This is a genomic window from Streptomyces sp. Ag109_O5-10 (assembly GCF_900105755.1).
Classification (GTDB): domain Bacteria; phylum Actinomycetota; class Actinomycetes; order Streptomycetales; family Streptomycetaceae; genus Streptomyces.
The window spans coordinates 672,153-687,733 of the sequence record NZ_FNTQ01000001.1 but is presented as its reverse complement, the minus strand read 5'-3'; the positions used below and the strand labels follow the sequence as shown (position 1 = coordinate 687,733).

Below are 15,581 nucleotides of genomic sequence, written 5' to 3'. Positions count from 1 at the left end.
GGCCGGTGGCCCGCGGCGTTTGCCCGCGCCGCGTGCTGGTTACCCGGGCCGCATGACTTGGACGTCTTCTCAGCAGGACCTGTACCGGTTCCTGGAAGACCGGTTCGCGTGCGCGCAGGCCTGCACGGAGTGTGCCCGGATGTGCGCGCTGCGTGCGGGAGTACTGGGTCCCGGCGGGACCGCCGACGCCGAGGCGGACCGGTTGCGCCGCACCGGCATCATGTGCGCCGAGGTGTGCGACGCCACCTGCCGGGCACTGACCGAGGAGACCGGCCGGGACGAGGACGGTGTGCGCGTCCAGCTGGAGTGGTGCCGCTCGGTCTGCCTCGACTGCGCGGGGGCCTTCGACGCCCGGCCGGGTGCCGAGGCGAGCGCGGCCGCCTGCCGGGCGTGCGCCGTGGCCTGCACGGACTTCCTGGCGGCGCTCGGCTGACGGGTTCCGGAGAGGGCGGCACCGGCACCTGGGTGGCGTCCGGCGGCAGGCAACCAAGGACCCGCCGGTCGGCTCCTTGGACATGCTCCGCTCGGGCGGGGCCGGGCCGGCGCGCCCCGCCGGCCACGGCCGCCGCCATTCCCAATTTCTGAAACACGTTCTACGGTGTGCGCCGTCAGGACCGCCCTTGGGGAGCCTGGAGGCGCCGTGCACCTCGACCACACGCCCGAGCAGCAGCGGCTGCGCACCGAACTGCGCGCCTACTTCGCCGGCCTGGTGCCGGAGAACGCGTACGCCCGCTACGCCGACCCGGCCGCGCAGAAACGCTTCTACCGGGAGACCGTCCGCCGCCTGGGCACCGACGGCTGGCTCGGCGTGGGCTGGCCGAAGGAGTACGGCGGCCGCGGCCTGACCGCGATGGAGCAGTTCATCTTCTTCGACGAGGCCGCCCAGGCCGGCGTACCGCTCCCGCTCATGGCGCTGAACACCGTCGGCCCGACGATCATGCAGTACGGCACCGACGAGCAGAAGTCGTACTTCCTGCCCCGCATCCTCTCCGGCGAGATCGACTTCGCCATCGGCTACAGCGAACCCGACGCCGGCACCGACCTGGCCGCCCTGAAGACCCGGGCCGTCCGCGACGGCGACGAGTACGTCGTCAACGGGCAGAAGATCTGGACCACCAACGGCGACACCGCCGACTGGGTCTGGCTCGCCACCCGCACGGACCCCGGAGCCCCGCCGCACAAGGGCATCACCATGCTCCTGGTGCCGACCACCGACCCCGGCTACTCCTGCACCGTCATCAACACGCTCGCCTCGCACGACACCACGGCCAGCTACTACGAGAACATCCGCGTCCCCGTCTCCCGCCGGGTGGGCGAGGAGAACCGCGGCTGGCGGCTGATCACCAACCAGCTCAACCACGAGCGCGTCACCCTCGCGGCCCACGGCACCATGGCCATCCGCGCCCTGCACGACGTTCAGCGCTGGGCCATGGAGACCAAGCTCGCCGACGGCCGCCGCGTCGTCGACCTGCACTGGGTGCGGCGCAACCTCGCCCGCACCCACACCCGCCTGGACGCCATGAAGCTCCTCAACTGGCAGATGGTGAGCGCCGTCCAGGAAGGCACCCTCACCCCGCACGACGCCTCCGCCGTCAAGGTCTACGGATCCGAGGCCCGGCGCGACGCCTACGCCTGGCTGATGGAGGTGGCCGGCGCGGCAGGTCCGCTCAAGGAGGGCTCGGCGGGCGCGGTCCTCCACGGCGACCTGGAACGCGGCTACCGCTCGGCGGTCATCTTCACCTTCGGCGGCGGCAACAACGAGATCCAGCGGGAGATCATCTCCTGGATCGGACTGGGGATGCCACGGGTACGGCGTTAGCCTCTGCGACCGCTGACGCCGGTCCTCACGTCACCGGGGGCGGCCGGGACCGACCGCCGCGATGCGCCTTCGCGCGAACCGTCATGCCGGTGGCAGCCCCCGCCCCTCGCGTATCGCCACGAGCCTGGCCATCTGCTCGCCCATGCCGCGCGCGCCGGCCAACGGCGTGCGGGCGTGCGGCCAGACGGCGCGCACGAGGCCGGCATGCCGTGCACCGCCGAGGGCCACCACGGGGTCGAGGCCCACGATGTCACGCGCGGTCGCCTGCTCCAGCAGGACCCGGGCGGTCACCGCGTCGGCCGCGCCATGAGGTGTGTCGTACGGCTCGATGACGTCATCGAGGTCGAGGAGACCGTGGCGTGCGGAGAGGATGAGCAGCAGGCCGGGGCGGAGAGTGTCGGCGGCCTTGCGGCATGCCCGGTGGTAGGTGCCCGTGTACATGTCCGCCGCGGGCGCGGGCGAGCCCAGTTTGCGGCTGCCGCAGGGAATGACGACGAGTTGTGGTTCGACGTGGTCGGGACGGCCGTTCGCGGTCATGTCTGTCGTCCTGTCTGTGGCTGCGATGTGATCGGTACCGGTGGGTGCGCCCGTTCCCGCGGGCGCCGCGCGGGCGGTGGGGTCAGCACGTCGCAGTCCTCCGCCTGCGGGGCCCCGGGTGCGGCCGGTAGGGGCTGACGCTCGGCTCGCCCAGCACCCAGAAACGCCAGGGGTACCAGGCGGCAGGACCGCCCACCCCCGTCCGCGGCCCGCGGCCGATCCGCGCGGACGGAACACCGCCGGCGGGCTCCGCGAGGAACAGCTCCGCCGTCCCGTCGCACGCCGGCCGCCCGTCATGACGCAGATCGGCGATGCCCAGCGCCCGGGCGAGGTTGGCCGGGCCGCGGGCCAGATCGCGCGCCCGCACCCCGGGCCCACGGCGTTCTCGGGCGGCGTCCGCTCCCTCCACCACCGTGCCGGCGCGGAGCAGCACCGAGGCGGGACGCCCGCCGGGCCCGCAGACGGCGTTCAAACACCGGTGCACCGCGTGCGTCCGGTACACGTAGAAGGTGCCCGGGGCTCCGAACTCCGCTCGGTTGGTCCGGTTCGGGCCGCCGAACGCGTGCGAGGCAGGATCGTCCGGGCCCTCGTACGCCTCCACCTCGGTGACACGCACCGCCGTCACACCGCGCTGCGAACGCGAGATCACCAGAGCCCCCAGCAGTTCGGGAGCCACCTCGACGGCGGGCCGGTCGAAGAAGCGCTCGGGCAGGGCCGACCGGCCGGCCGGCGCGGCCTCCGGTTCGTCGAACGCCCGCAGCTGCTCGTGATCGGTCCCGGCTGTGTCCGGGACCGTCCAATACTGCGTCAAACCGCTGCCTCCTGTCGGGATTCCGGGGCGGCCGGACACGGCCGCCCCCATCTCCCCAGCGCTCTCCTCGCCTCGCTCCATGGCCGCGGAAGCGGCCGCGGGACACTCGGATACGGACATGCCAACGGGGCAACCGGCGCGCCGCCGGAGGCGCCGGCCGCGGACGATCACGGACCGACGCGGCGGGCGTCCGGGCGGCGCTTCCCCGCCTTGCGTACGCGGTGGGCGTCAGGGAGTGCGTGCGCCGCCGGCCGGCCGGCCGTGGAGCGGATGCTGGGGCGGACCGTCGAAGTGGCCTGGCCGGCCTCGGCCGGCCCGGCCGGCGTGCCGGATCCCGGCGGTGTCCCGTGCGCGCCGGGCACCTCCGGGTCGTCAGGAGCGGGTGCCGTCGCCCGCGGTGTGGGTGGTCCGGAAGCGTGCCCGGTAGACCCCCGGCGTGACGCCCAGGTGGCGCGTGAAGGCGCGGCGCAGCGACTCGGGTGACCCGAAGCCGGTGCGCCGGGCCACCGTGGCCATCGGGTCGTCACCCTCCTCCAGCATCGCGCGGGCGGCTTCCAGGCGGACCTGCTCGACGTAGCGGGCGGGGGTCGTGCTCATCTCCTCGTGGAACAGGCGTGACATGTGGCGGGCGCTCACGCCGGCCCGGCGCGCCATGGCGGCAAGGGTGTGCGGGGCGGACGGGTCCTCGGCGACCGTGTCCAGGACCCGGCGCAGCATTTCCTGCCTCGCACGCGGCGTGTGGGTGCGGACACTGAACTGGGACTGGCCGCCCGGCCGCTGCATGAACACGACCATGTCCTTGGCCACGGCGCGGGCGACGTCGGCGCCGAGGTGCTCCTCGACCAGGGCGAGCGAGAGGTCGATGCCCGCGCTGACGCCGGCCGAGGTCATGATGTGGCCGTCGCGCACGAACAGGGCGTCCGCCTCCACGGTCACCCGCGGATAGCGCAGGGCCAGCTGGTCGGCGAAGCGCCAGTGCGTGGTCGCCCTGCGTCCGTCGAGCAGTCCGGCCGCGGCGAGGAGGAAGGCTCCGGTGCAGATGGACGCGGTGCGGCAGCCGAGTGCGTCCAGCGCCCTGATGGCGTCGAGCAGGGCGTCGTCCTTGACGAGGGAGGGCCACTCGGGTCCACCGGGGACGACCACCACGTCGCTCGCCTCCTGCACCCGCGCGGCAGCCAGGTCGACGTGCAGTCCGGTGCCGGACGCGGTGACCACGTCGGCGCCGTCGGGGGAGACCGTGCGCACGCGGTACCGGCCGCCGAAGTCGTTGGCCGTCGTGAACACCTCGATCGGGCCGGTGACGTCGAGCAGCCGTACGCCGGGGAAGACCAGCACGGTCACCAGGAGCGGTTTCCTGCCCGACGGCCTGTCCTTCATCGTGTGCCTCCCGGACGGACTGGGACCCACATCGGAAGACACCATCATCCGCCCGGCGAAGCCCCGTCCGCGCCCGTAGCGGGCGTCGTCGGCGTCCGTGCGGGACGATGCCGCGTCCCGTCGTGTGCCGAGGTGCCGGGTGCCGGCGCCTCACCCGCTCTCAGCAGCCGCCCGCCGTGACGTCATGGCCGCACCGATGGCCACGACACGCTCGGATCAGGACATCGGGGCGTCCGGCCGGTGGGCCGCACGGCCTGCCCGGTGCCCGATGTCCTGGTGTGAGGGCGTCGTGGCGCGTGCGGTGGTGTGGCCGGAGCCGCGTTCGTCCGTAGCGTCGGGGCGCCAACAGGCCGCCGGTCTCCGTGGCGGCCCGAGGGCTGTCGGCTGCGATCCGGCCGGTCTGCGTCGCCGGCCGAGGGCGGCGACGCATCCGACACGAGAAGAGAAGGCGTTCCGAGCCGTGACACCGCCCCACAGTCCCAGTCAAGCAGTCCCCTCCCGGATCGGGCCGGCCCCGGGATCGTCCGCGCAGGTACGTGACCAGCCGCACGAGGCGGACGACCGGCAGCGGGGCGGACTCGGTCCCGGCTGGTTCGCGGCGGTCATGGGCAGCGGGATCGTCGCGGTCGCGGCCGCCACCCTGCCGCGCGGTTTCCCCGGGCTCGACGCCGCCGCCACGGTGGTCTGGGCCGGGACCGCGCTGCTGCTGATCGTGCTCGTCGGCGTCTATGCCGGGCAGCGGAGGCTGCGGGCGCATGCCGGAGATCCGGCGCTGGCGCAGTTCTTCGGTGCGCCGCCGATGGCGCTGCTCGTCGTCGGGGCCGGGACGCTGCTGCTCGGCCGGCGGCTGGTCGGAGAGCGTGCGGCGGTCGACGCGGACTGGGTGCTGTGGTCGGCCGGTACGGTGCTGGGCCTGGCCACCGCCTGCACGGTTCCGTACCTGATGGTCACGCGGCACCGTTTCACGCCGGACGCGGCGTTCGGTGGCTGGCTGCTGCCGGTGGTGCCGCCGTTGGTCTCCGCCGCGACGGGTGCGCTGCTCGTCCCGCGGGCGGCGGCCGGCCAGGTGCGGCTGGCCCTGCTGCTGGGCTGCTACGCGATGCTCGGACTCGGACTGGTCGCGGTCCTGCTGGTGCTGGCCATGGTCTACAGCCGCCTGGTGCACCACGAAGCGCCCGTTGGTGCGGTGGTGCCCACGGTGTGGATCGGCGTGGGGGCGCTGGACCAGGCGGTGACGGCACTGTCGTCGCTGGCCACCGCGGCGCCGAGCGCACTGCCCGCCCCGTACGCGCGCGGGAGCGCGGTCGCGGCGCTGCTGGGCGGCCTCGGGATCTGGGGCTTCGCCCTGCTGTGGCTGGTGCTGGCCACGGCGCTGACCGTACGGGAGATCCGCAGAGGGCTGCCCTTCGCGCCGACCTGGTGGTCCTTCATCTTCCCCCTCGGTGCCTGCGTCACCGGCACCAGCGCCCTCGCCGCCCGCACCGGCTCGCAGTTGTTCGTCTGCGTCGCCGTCGTCCTGTACGCCCTGCTCGTCGCCGCCTGGGCGGTGGTCGCCTGGCACTCCCTGCGCCACGCCGTCGGGCAGCGTGACCGGCGCCCACCGATGACAGGAGCCGGCCACCGCTCCGCGCGGCACGGACGCAGCGGGCACCCGTGCCTACGGCCGCGCTTCGGGCGTCGCCGGGGCCGTGCGCCGCGGCGGGCCGGTCCGGCCCGTACCCGCGGATCCGCGTGTGGCCATGGGGCGGGCCCGGAGCCTGGCGACGACCATGGCGGCGAACACGACGGCCCAGAACACGGCGGCGATCCAGACCTCCCAACGGCCCGCGCCGGTCAGCCACGGGGTCCCGGTGGCGCGTCCGAGCTCGTGCGTGGTGACCGCGTACATGCCGACCGGGAAGACGAGGTTCCACCAGCCGAGCTCGTACCGCAGCGGGACACGGCGCAGTCCGTGCCGCCAGACACCCAGTGCCAGTAGGAGCGGGATCAGCCAGCTGGAGAAGGCCCACAGGACGACGGCCGTCCCGGTGACGAACGGGCGCGACAGCATGGTGCTGCCGGGCGGCAGGGCGATCAGCCGGACTCCGGCGAGCACGGCGATCGCCGCCGCGCCCATGAAGATCCACACGGACGTCATGAGGCCTTCCGGCTGCACCGGCCGGACCAGCAGCCGGGCCAGGACCAGCCCGGCGGTCAGCAGGTACTGCACCAGGCCGACGGCCCAGCACACCACCGCCAGGACGGCCAGTGCGTGTCCCGGGGTCACCCGGGCCAGCGAGGCCGCCGCGACCGCGACCGACTCCGACCCCACCGCCCACAGGAACCACGTGCCGTTCACCTGGTCGAGCGAGGGGCCCCGCCTCAGGGAGGTGACGAGCGCGAGCGGGACGCCGTAGTCCAGCACCACCCACCCCAGCGTCCCGAACGCCAGGAACGCCCCGGCGACCGCCGTGTGGCCGTCCGGCACGAAGCGTGCGGCCAGCACGTTCGCTGAGATCGAGAGGGTGAGGAACGCGAAGGCACGCGGTCCGAGGAGATCGGCGACGAACCGCTCGCGCCGGCGCAGCAGCCGCCAGCCGTACGCGGGCACCAGGAGCACGAAACCCGCCAGGGCCACCCACAGCAGTACGGCGGAGAAGGCGCCGGCGCCGTTGACGTACAGGGCCGTGGAGACGATGCCGGTGCCCATGACGAACGCGAGCGCGCCCGGGTTGAGGCCGGCCACCGCGTCGGACAGGGGGGCGCGGTGCCGGGGCGGCGGCGGACCGGGAGTGGTTGGGGCGGGCGGGGCAGGGTCGGCAGCCGGACGCGGCTCGTCGGGAGGGCCGGGCCGGGTGAGCCATTCGGCCAGGACCGAGCCATGACCGTGCTCCACGTCCCGGCTTGCGGTCACCAGGGTGAGGCTGTGGCGTTCGGCCAGGTCCCGGAGCCGGGCGGCCGCGTACCGGTGGCGCTGATCGCCCAGCTCGGTGAGGTAGCGGCGGCGGAACTCCCCGAACTGCCCGGGGTTGTGGCCGTACCAGCGCTGCAGTTCGACGGAGGGTGCGACCTCCCGCAGCCACTCGTCGAACGGCGCGACCTGCCGGCGCACGCCCTCCGGCCAGACCCGGTCGACCAGCACGCGCTCGCCGACCTCGCCGTCCGCGTCCGGCGGCTGCTCGTCGATCCTGCGGCAGGTGATCCTGGCCATGATCCGTCCTCCGGCCGCTCTCGCGGCAGCAGCATTTTACTGGGATGCGAATGTCGTTGCCTTTCGGCCGCCGAGGGTGGCCGGCGGCCGGGAAGCCGGGAGCGGCTGGGGCGCCTGTGCGGACTGCGATCAGCAGGACGCCGACGACGGGGCCCGGGCCGTCGTCACCTCCGGCGGCCCGGGCCCCGCACCGTGCCTGCGGCCGGTCACCGGAAGGCCGACGTCACGAGGGTCTTCTGCTCCACGGCGTGCCGGCGGGCCGAGCCGACCGCGGGCGCGGGGGCTTCGGGCCGGGCCACGCACTCCACGGGGCGCCGGGTCAGCCGGTGCAGACGCGGCGCGACGAACGACCACGCGCCCTGGTTCTCCGGCTCCTCCTGCACCCACCGCACCTCCGCGGCCGCGGGGAAGCGGGCGAGTTCCGCGCTGAGCTCCTCGTCGGGGAACGGGTAGAGGCGCTCCACGCGGACGATCGCCGTGTCGGCCGAGCCCGCGGTGTGCCGGTGCGAGTCGAGGTCGTAGAAGACCTTGCCCGAGCACAGCAGCACGCGCCTGACCAGGGCCGGGTCCGTCGTGGCGTCCGGCAGGACCGGACGGAAGCCGCCCTGGGTGAACTCGGGCAGGGCGGAGACGGCCGCCTTCGAGCGCAGCATCGACTTCGGGGTGAAGACCACCAGCGGCCTGCGGCCGTCCAGCGCCTGCCGCCTGAGCAGATGGAAGTAGTTGCCGGGCAGGGAGGGCATGGCCACGGTCATGTTGTCCTGGGCGCACAGTTGCAGGAACCGTTCGACCCGGGCGGAGGAGTGGTCCGGGCCCTGGCCCTCCAGCCCGTGGGGCAGCAGCAGCGTCACCGCGGACCGCTGGCCCCACTTCTGCTCGGACGACGCGATGTACTCGTCGACGACCGTCTGCGCGCCGTTGGCGAAGTCGCCGAACTGGGCCTCCCACAGCACCAGGGCTTCGGGACGGGCCTGCGCGTAGCCGTACTCGAAAGCAAGCGCCGCCAGTTCGGACAGCATCGAGTCGTACGGTGAGAAGCTCGCCGCCTGCGGGCCGAGGGAGCCCAGCGGGGTGTGCTCCGCGCCGGTGCGCCGGTCGGTCAGAACGGCGTGGCGCTGGCCGAAGGTGCCGCGCCGCGAGTCCTGCCCGGCCAGCCGCACCGGGACGCCCTCCAGCAGCAGGGAACCGATCGCCAGGGTCTCCGCGGTGGCCCAGTCGACCGTGCCGGTGTCGAGCATCTCCGCACGCCGGCGCAGCTGCGGCAGGACCCGCGGGTGCACGGTGAAGCCCGGGGGCAGGCCGGTCTGCGAGGCGATCACCCGCCGGGCCGTCGCCTCCTCGATCGCGGTCCCCGTGCCCAGGACGGCCGCCGGTCCGGCTCCGGTGCCGGGAAGGTCCCCGGCCGGTGCGGGAGCGGGCAGCGCCCGGGTCTCGGCGAAGGCCCGGTCCAGGTGATCCCGGTAGTTGCGGCGGGCGCCCTCCACCTGCCGTTCGCCGATGTCCCCGCGGCGGACCAGGGTCTCGGCGTACAGCGTGCGCACCGAGGCCCTGGCGTCGATGCGGTCGTACATCACGGGCTGGGTGATGGACGGGTCGTCGACCTCGCTGTGCCCGTGGCGCCGGTAGCAGATCAGATCGACCACGACGTCCTTGTGGAACGTCCGGCGGTAGTCGAAGGCCAGCCGTGCGACGCGGTCGACGGCCTCCGGGTCGTCGCCGTTGACGTGGAGGATCGGCGCCTCGACCATCCGTGCCACATCGGTGGCGTAGGTGCCCGAGCGGCCGTTGGCGGGCAGCGTGGTGAAGCCGACCTGGTTGTTGACGACCACGTGGACCGTCCCGCCCGTGCGGTAGCCCGGCAGTTGCGACATGTTCAGGGTCTCGGCGACCACGCCCTGGCCGGCGAAGGCCGCGTCGCCGTGGACGGCGACCGGCAGCACGGGGAAGGGACCGTCCTGGTCCGCGGCCCTGTCCTGCTTGGCGCGCACCACCCCCTGGGCCACCGGTCCCACGATCTCCAGGTGCGAGGGGTTCGCCACGACCGAGACGGCGATCGTGCCGCCGTCGAGGGCCTGGTAGGTGCCCTCCGCACCCAGGTGGTACTTCACGTCCCCCGATCCCTGCACCGACCGGATGTCCACGGCGTCCTCGAACTCGTGGAAGAGCTGCGCGTAGGACTTGCCGACGATGTTGGCCAGCACGTTGAGCCGGCCGCGGTGCGCCATACCGATGACGGCTTCCCGCACGCCGTCCTTGATCGCGCGCCGCAGCAGGGCGTCGAGCAGCACGATCGCCGACTCGCCGCCCTCCAGCGAATAGCGCTTGTGGCCCACGTACTTGGTCTGCAGGAACGTCTCGAAGGCCTCCGCCGCCCCCAGCCGGTAGAGGATCTGCAGTTGTTCGGCCCGGTCCGGCCGGTGCTGTGGGCTTTCGGCCCGCTGCTGGATCCAGCGGCGTTCGCGGGCGTCCTGGATGTGCATGTACTCGAAGCCGACCATGCGGCAGTAGGACTCCCGCAGGGCGTCCAGCACGTCCCCCAGGCGCATCGTGGCGTGCCCGGCGAATCCGTCGACGGCGAACTCCTCGGCCAGGTCCTCGTCGCGCAGCCCGAATGCCGCGATGTCCAGCTCCGGATGCCCGGCGGCCGGCCGTGGCGTGAGCGGGTCGGTGTCGGCCACCAGGTGGCCGCGTACCCGGTACGCGTGGATGAGCGCCGCGACCCGCACCGCCCTGACCGCCGCCTCGTCCCCGTCGTCGGGGCGGTGCGCCGTGGCGGTGCGTACCTGCTGGGCCGGCAGGGTGGCCGGGGCGGCGAAGAAATCCCGCCACGTCTGATCCACCGAGGCGGGGTCGTGCAGGTACTGCCGCCACTGTTCGTCCACGACCCATGCGTTGAGCCCGAATTCCAGGACCTGGGGCACCGGTCGGCCGGTGCGTGACATCGACTCCACAGCGAAGAACGCCTTCTTTCCTCATTCGGAGTTGACCTGGCCGACCGGATCCGATCTGGAACGATCTCCTCGGCCACGTCGCACCGGCAACGCTAGGACGCCGGGAAGGTCGTGACAGAGGGGCTGATATGACGCAACTGCCTCATGTTCGGACATCGGTCCGCAGGGTCCCGGCGGTCCCGGCGCCTACGGCGTGGTCGTCCCGGTGCGGTAGAACTCGGCCGCGGTGACGCCGGCGGCCAGCCCGCGCTCGGCGGCGACCGCGGCGATCGCCTCGTCGCCGACGGTGAGGTCGGCCTGGCCGTCCGTGGTGAAGTACGGCGCGATGAACGTGTCGTAGTGGGCCCGGGCCTCCTGCGCGGTCTGTCCGCCGAGGAACGTCTGCATGTGCCGCACCGTGGTGTCGGGGTCGTCGTGGATCACCCGGAGGGCGCGCCGGTGGGCGCGTACGACGGCCTGGACCGCGGGGGCGTCCGGTGAGATGAAGGTCGGGTCGACGGCCACGCCCACGGTGGGGATCCGGAAGTGGTCGCCGACCCAGGCCAGCACGTTCCAGCCGTGCTCTGCGGCCACCGCCTCCGGTGCCATGGTGCTGCCGACGTAGGCGGCGTCGATGCTGCCGTCGGCGAGGTGGCGCAGGTCCATGCCGTAGTCGCCGGGAGAGCGGACGACCGTCTGCAGGTCACGGTCCGGGTCGAGGCCGGCCTTTTGCAGCACGATCCGGGCGAACACGCCGGGCGCGGTGTGCGGGGCGTGGACGGCCAGCCGTCGGCCGGCGAGGTCGGACAGGGACGTCAGGCCGGGACGGGCCAGGAACCAGAACAGCGGGCGATGGGTGTTGACGCTGAGCGCGACCCACGGGGTGCCGTTGGCCAGCCGTGACAGCAGTGCCCGGCCCAGTCCGATGGTGGCGCAGCGGCGCAGCCGCTCGTCGTCCCAGGTGCAGCCGTCGCGCAGCGCGACGTGGACGCCTTCGTCGGTGTAGAAGTCCTGCTGGTCGGCGATGTAGGCCGCCAGCTCCTCGTGCAGGCCTCGTCCGACGTAGGCAAGGTCGATCGTGTGCATGAACGTTTTTCCTTGATCGTTTAAGGGTGTGGCCGTGGGGACGACGGTCGGCGGGGGCCTCAGTACATGGCCATACCGCCGTTGACCGCGGCCGTGGTGCCGGTCATGAAGGAGTTCTCCTCGGCGGCGTAGAAGGCGACCGCCTGGGCGACGTCGGCCGGGTGGGCGAGGCGGCCCAGGGGGGTGGCGGCCACCTGCCGCTGCCTCGTCGCGTCGTCGAGGACGGCGTCGGCCGTGCGGGACTCCACCGGGCCGGGTGAGACGACGTTGACCGTGATGCCCTGCGGGCCGAGTTCCTGGGCGAGGTACCGGGCGAACTGTTCCATGGCGGCCTTGGAGACGCCCAGCGCGATCATGCCCGCCCGCGGTCGGCGGCTGAGTCCGGTGCCGATGTAGACGAGGCGTCCGCCACCGCGCCCGGTCATGACCGGCAGGACGGCCTTGGTGACGGCGAACGCCGCGTGCATCTCGGCGTCGAGCTTGCCGCCCAGCTCCTCCCAGGTCATGTCCTCGAACGACTTGACCGCGTACGGGATGAGCGCGTTGTGCACGAGCACGTCGACGCCGTCCCAAGCCGCTCGGACCTGTCCCACCATCCGCTCGACGGCCGCCTCCTCGCGCACGTCGGCCTGCACGGCCATGGCCTGCCCGCCCGCGGCCTCGATGTCGGCCACGACCTCCTCGGCCGCCTTGTCGTTGCTGAGGTAGTTGACCGCCACGCGCATGCCGCGCGCGGCCAGAACCCGCGCCGTCGCCGCGCCGATCCCGCTGCTGGCCCCGGTCACCAACGCCACCCTGCCGGTCGTCCCGGTCATGGGGTCACCTCCTGATCGTCGTCGCGGGCCGTCGGGATGACGGCCCGGGGTTGTTCGTCGTCGGCGCCCCGGGCTTCGGGGCGGATCGCTCCGTGCAGCACGGTGTCGACGGTCACCCGCAGCAGATCGGCGGCGGTCCAGTCCAGTTCGTGCGGCAACCGTGAGGTGAGCAGACGCTCCAGCGCACCGCGGGTGATCTCGCTCAGCAGTTCGGGCGGCGCATGCAGCAGGCCCTGCCGGTGCCCCTCCAGGAACAGGTCGTCGAGCCGCCGGTAGACCACCGCGTCCACCCGCTGCTCCACGTACTGGCGCAGCATCGCGTCGCCGCCCCGCCCCGTCGCCAGCTGAGGTGCACCGATCCGCCCGAGCTCGCTGCCCGCCGCGATCAGGAACCGCTGCACCCGCACAGCGAACGGCTGCCCTGCTGCGTCCTCGGTCGCCGCCACCAGCGTGCGGTCCACCGCGGCGAACTGGCGGTCCAGCACCGTGGCCAGCAGGCTGCGCTTGTCGGGGAAGTGACGGTAGATCGTCTTCTTGCTCATCCCGAGCTCACGAGCGAGATCGTCCATGCTCGCCCGCGCGAAACCCGCCCCGAAGAACAGCCGGCCGGCCGCCTCCACGATCACGTCCGCACGCCGCTCGTCACTGGCGGAAACTTGAGAAACTGGATTAGTTTCCATAGTTCCCATCGTTGCCCTCCGTCTCTTGGGCTGTCAAGGCATGCCGTACGTCCCAAGTGCCTGCCGGCGAGGTCTGGCCGGGGGCGCTACCCGGCGGTGGCGAGCCCGATGAGCAGCAGGGCGATGTCGTCCGTCCGGGGCGCGGTCTGCCGTGCGTGGTCGATCAGGGCCGTGGCGAGCCGGTCCATGGGCTGGGTCGAGGCCCGGGCGAGCTGGGTGGCGAGCCCGGACATGGCGTCGTCCATGTCGACCCCGGGAGTCTCGACGAGGCCGTCGGTGTACAGGGCGAGGAGGGTGCCGGGGGTCAGCGGGATCTCGGTGGGGGGGTAGTCCGCGTCGGGGTCGATGCCGAGTAGCACGCCGGGTCGGAGCGGAAGGACCTCGGCGTGGCCGTCCGGGTGACGCACAACGGGCGGAGGATGACCGGCGGTGGCGAGGACGGCCCGGTGGCGGGCGAGGTCGAGGTGGGCGTAGAGGCAACTGACGAAGCGGCCCGGGTCCATGGCGACCAGCTGGCGGTTGGCCTGCGCGAGGGCCTGTGACGGCGTGGCCCCCGAGGCGGCGTGGGAGCGGATGGCGGGGCGCACCCGGCCCATGAGCGCGGCGGCGGTGACGTTGTGGCCCTGGACGTCGCCGATGACCGCGGCTGCGGTGGTGTCGTCGACCCGGACCAGGTCGTAGAAGTCGCCGCCGATGTCCATGCCGCGGACGCTGGGCAGATAGCGGGCCGCCACATCCAGTCCAGGAAGGTCGGGCAGCGAGTCGGGGAGCAGGGCCGCCTGCAGGGTCTTGGCGAGTTCGTTGCTGGTGTCGTACAGGCGGGCCCGTTCCAGCGCCTGCGCGATCAGTCCCGCGAGCGCGATGAAGACGACCCGCTGCTGGTCGGGAAAGGGGTGGGGCTGGTCGAAGGCGAACACGCACGAGCCCACCGGACGCCCGGAGGCGATCAGCGGCAGAAACGCCCAGGCATGCAGACCCTTCTGGTGCGGGGCGGGCGGGTAGGCCCGGGACAGCTCGTCGAAGGAGGCGAAGAAGCTGGGCACGCCGGTGGCGAGGACCTGGACCGCGGGTGCCGGGTGGGTCAGCGGCACGCCGTCGAAGTGTTCGAGCAGCGAGGGGTTGTAGCCGCTGCGGCCGATGACCCGCATTCTGCCGTCCTCGGCCGCGAGCAGGGCGACGGTCCGGGCTCCGAACGCCGGCAGCATCTCCTCGGTGACCAGATCGACCACGTCTGAGACGCCCACGGTTTCCGACAGGGCGGCGGCCAGGTGCAGCACCCGGTAGATCTCGCCCAAGCGGATCGGCTCGCCCTGGAACGTCTCCGTCATGGTGGGCCCCGGCTGCGAGTCCCCGCCCGGACCGGTCGGCGATATGCGGACGCTCACCCCCGAGCCGTCGGGATAGAGCTCGAACGCGAGCCACTGGTCCGGCGGGTGCATGGCGGTGTAGTAGCCGGGCTTCCGGCTGACCACGGTGGCGCGGAAGTGGTCCTCGAAGGCCGGGTCGGCGCACCAGGGCAAGGACTGCCACGGACGCGTGCCGATCAGATCGTCGGGGCTGCTCGCGCCCAGGAGGGCGGCGGCGGTGGCGCTGACGTAGGTGAACCTGCCCTGGAGGTCGAGGGAGCAACTGCCCCAGGGCAGCCGCTCGACGAGGTCGGCCGCGGCGAGCGCCTCGGCCGGCCCTCGCTTGCCGGCGGGCGGCTGCACCAGGGTGCGGGGTGTGGGTCCCGGGCCGACGGCGTGGCCGGTGTCGGCGGCGTCGCGCAGGAACCGCGCCAGACGCCGACCGGAGGCACGGACCCGTTCAGGGCTCGGGCCGTCGGTACTGGTGGCGCCGGCGCCGGGCCAGAACAGCAGCAGTGCGCCCCAGACCGTGGTTCCGGTGAGGAGCGGTGCCGCGGCCACCGCATGGTGGTAGGGCAGGGCGATCGCCGTGCGGGGATAGCGACGGGCGAGCTCTTCCGGGTCGCCGAGCCAGACGAGCCGCCGCTCGCGCACCGCGTCGGTCACGGGAAAGCGGCTCGCCAGCGGGACCCCGAACCAGGGCGCGAGATACTCCGCCGGGATGCCTGCGGTCACCTCCAGCCGCAGGGTCTGCCCGTCGGACGCCGGCAGGAAGACCGCTCCCGCGTGCACGCCCGTGTCGCGCACGGCGAGCTCCAGCAGCCGGTCCAGCTCGGCCCGGCGCAGTGACCCGGCGGTGGGTGAAGGGGAGCGGTGCCCGTCGGGCTGCGCCGCGCCGCCTTCCCGCATGGCGCACATACCAGTACCGTACGTCCGCACCCGCCGACCCCGCGCGGAGGCCGCTGCCGATTCCCGTCCCGGAGGCTGTTC

At 73.3% G+C, this 15,581-nt stretch carries 11 protein-coding genes and 1 pseudogene; 3 read left to right on the top strand and 9 right to left on the bottom strand.

Features of this window, described 5'->3' with window-relative positions:
• The first annotated feature begins 52 nt into the window (after nt 1–52).
• Both BLW82_RS03225 and BLW82_RS03220 read left to right on the top strand, forming a co-directional pair.
• A complete protein-coding gene (locus BLW82_RS03225; protein WP_093497369.1) occupies nt 53–433 on the top strand; it encodes a four-helix bundle copper-binding protein in 381 nt (126 codons plus the stop codon).
• A gap of 207 nt (nt 434–640) precedes the next feature.
• Nucleotides 641–1,819: an acyl-CoA dehydrogenase family protein gene (locus BLW82_RS03220; RefSeq protein WP_093497368.1), complete on the top strand. Its 1,179-nt coding sequence runs from the start codon at nt 641–643 to the stop codon at nt 1,817–1,819.
• Nucleotides 1,820–1,900: 81 nt separating this feature from the next.
• Here the strand turns inward: BLW82_RS03220 and BLW82_RS03215 are convergent, their stop codons facing one another.
• The 3 genes from BLW82_RS03215 to BLW82_RS03205 all read right to left on the bottom strand — a co-directional run bounded on the left by BLW82_RS03215 (nt 1,901) and on the right by BLW82_RS03205 (nt 4,544).
• The gene (locus BLW82_RS03215; protein ID WP_093497367.1) at nt 1,901–2,356 is read right to left on the bottom strand and encodes a DUF6884 domain-containing protein; all 456 of its coding nucleotides are present in this window, start codon (nt 2,354–2,356) and stop codon (nt 1,901–1,903) included.
• Nucleotides 2,357–2,438: 82 nt separating this feature from the next.
• Nucleotides 2,439–3,167, bottom strand: coding sequence for a DNA-3-methyladenine glycosylase (locus BLW82_RS03210; RefSeq protein ID WP_352094294.1), 729 nt, complete (start codon nt 3,165–3,167; stop codon nt 2,439–2,441).
• 372 nt (nt 3,168–3,539) lie between these two features.
• Nucleotides 3,540–4,544, bottom strand: coding sequence for a GlxA family transcriptional regulator (locus BLW82_RS03205; protein ID WP_177232814.1), 1,005 nt, complete (start codon nt 4,542–4,544; stop codon nt 3,540–3,542).
• A gap of 184 nt (nt 4,545–4,728) precedes the next feature.
• Between BLW82_RS03205 and BLW82_RS03200 the strand changes: the two are divergent.
• A pseudogene (locus BLW82_RS03200) lies at nt 4,729–6,045 on the top strand (TDT family transporter); the annotation flags it as partial.
• A 156-nt stretch (nt 6,046–6,201) separates the two neighbouring features.
• Here BLW82_RS03200 and BLW82_RS03195 read toward each other — a convergent pair.
• The 6 genes from BLW82_RS03195 to BLW82_RS03170 form a co-directional block, all read right to left on the bottom strand.
• Entirely contained in the window at nt 6,202–7,734 is a 1,533-nt protein-coding gene (locus BLW82_RS03195; RefSeq protein WP_093497364.1) for an SLAC1 family transporter, read from the bottom strand.
• A 206-nt stretch (nt 7,735–7,940) separates the two neighbouring features.
• Nucleotides 7,941–10,676 carry a multifunctional oxoglutarate decarboxylase/oxoglutarate dehydrogenase thiamine pyrophosphate-binding subunit/dihydrolipoyllysine-residue succinyltransferase subunit gene (locus BLW82_RS03190; protein ID WP_093507822.1) on the bottom strand — a complete coding sequence of 912 codons (2,736 nt, stop codon included), beginning with the start codon at nt 10,674–10,676 and terminating at the stop codon, nt 7,941–7,943.
• Nucleotides 10,677–10,871: 195 nt separating this feature from the next.
• Nucleotides 10,872–11,750 carry an ABC transporter substrate-binding protein gene (locus BLW82_RS03185; protein ID WP_093497363.1) on the bottom strand — a complete coding sequence of 293 codons (879 nt, stop codon included), beginning with the start codon at nt 11,748–11,750 and terminating at the stop codon, nt 10,872–10,874.
• A gap of 59 nt (nt 11,751–11,809) precedes the next feature.
• Nucleotides 11,810–12,565: an SDR family NAD(P)-dependent oxidoreductase gene (locus BLW82_RS03180; RefSeq protein WP_093497362.1), complete on the bottom strand. Its 756-nt coding sequence runs from the start codon at nt 12,563–12,565 to the stop codon at nt 11,810–11,812.
• The gene (locus tag BLW82_RS03175) at nt 12,562–13,254 is read right to left on the bottom strand and encodes a TetR/AcrR family transcriptional regulator (protein WP_218162347.1); all 693 of its coding nucleotides are present in this window, start codon (nt 13,252–13,254) and stop codon (nt 12,562–12,564) included. The genes BLW82_RS03180 and BLW82_RS03175 overlap by 4 nt, the downstream gene beginning before the upstream one ends.
• A 77-nt stretch (nt 13,255–13,331) precedes the next feature.
• Nucleotides 13,332–15,509, bottom strand: coding sequence for a SpoIIE family protein phosphatase (locus tag BLW82_RS03170; protein ID WP_256215615.1), 2,178 nt, complete (start codon nt 15,507–15,509; stop codon nt 13,332–13,334).
• Nucleotides 15,510–15,581: the final 72 nt, after the last annotated feature.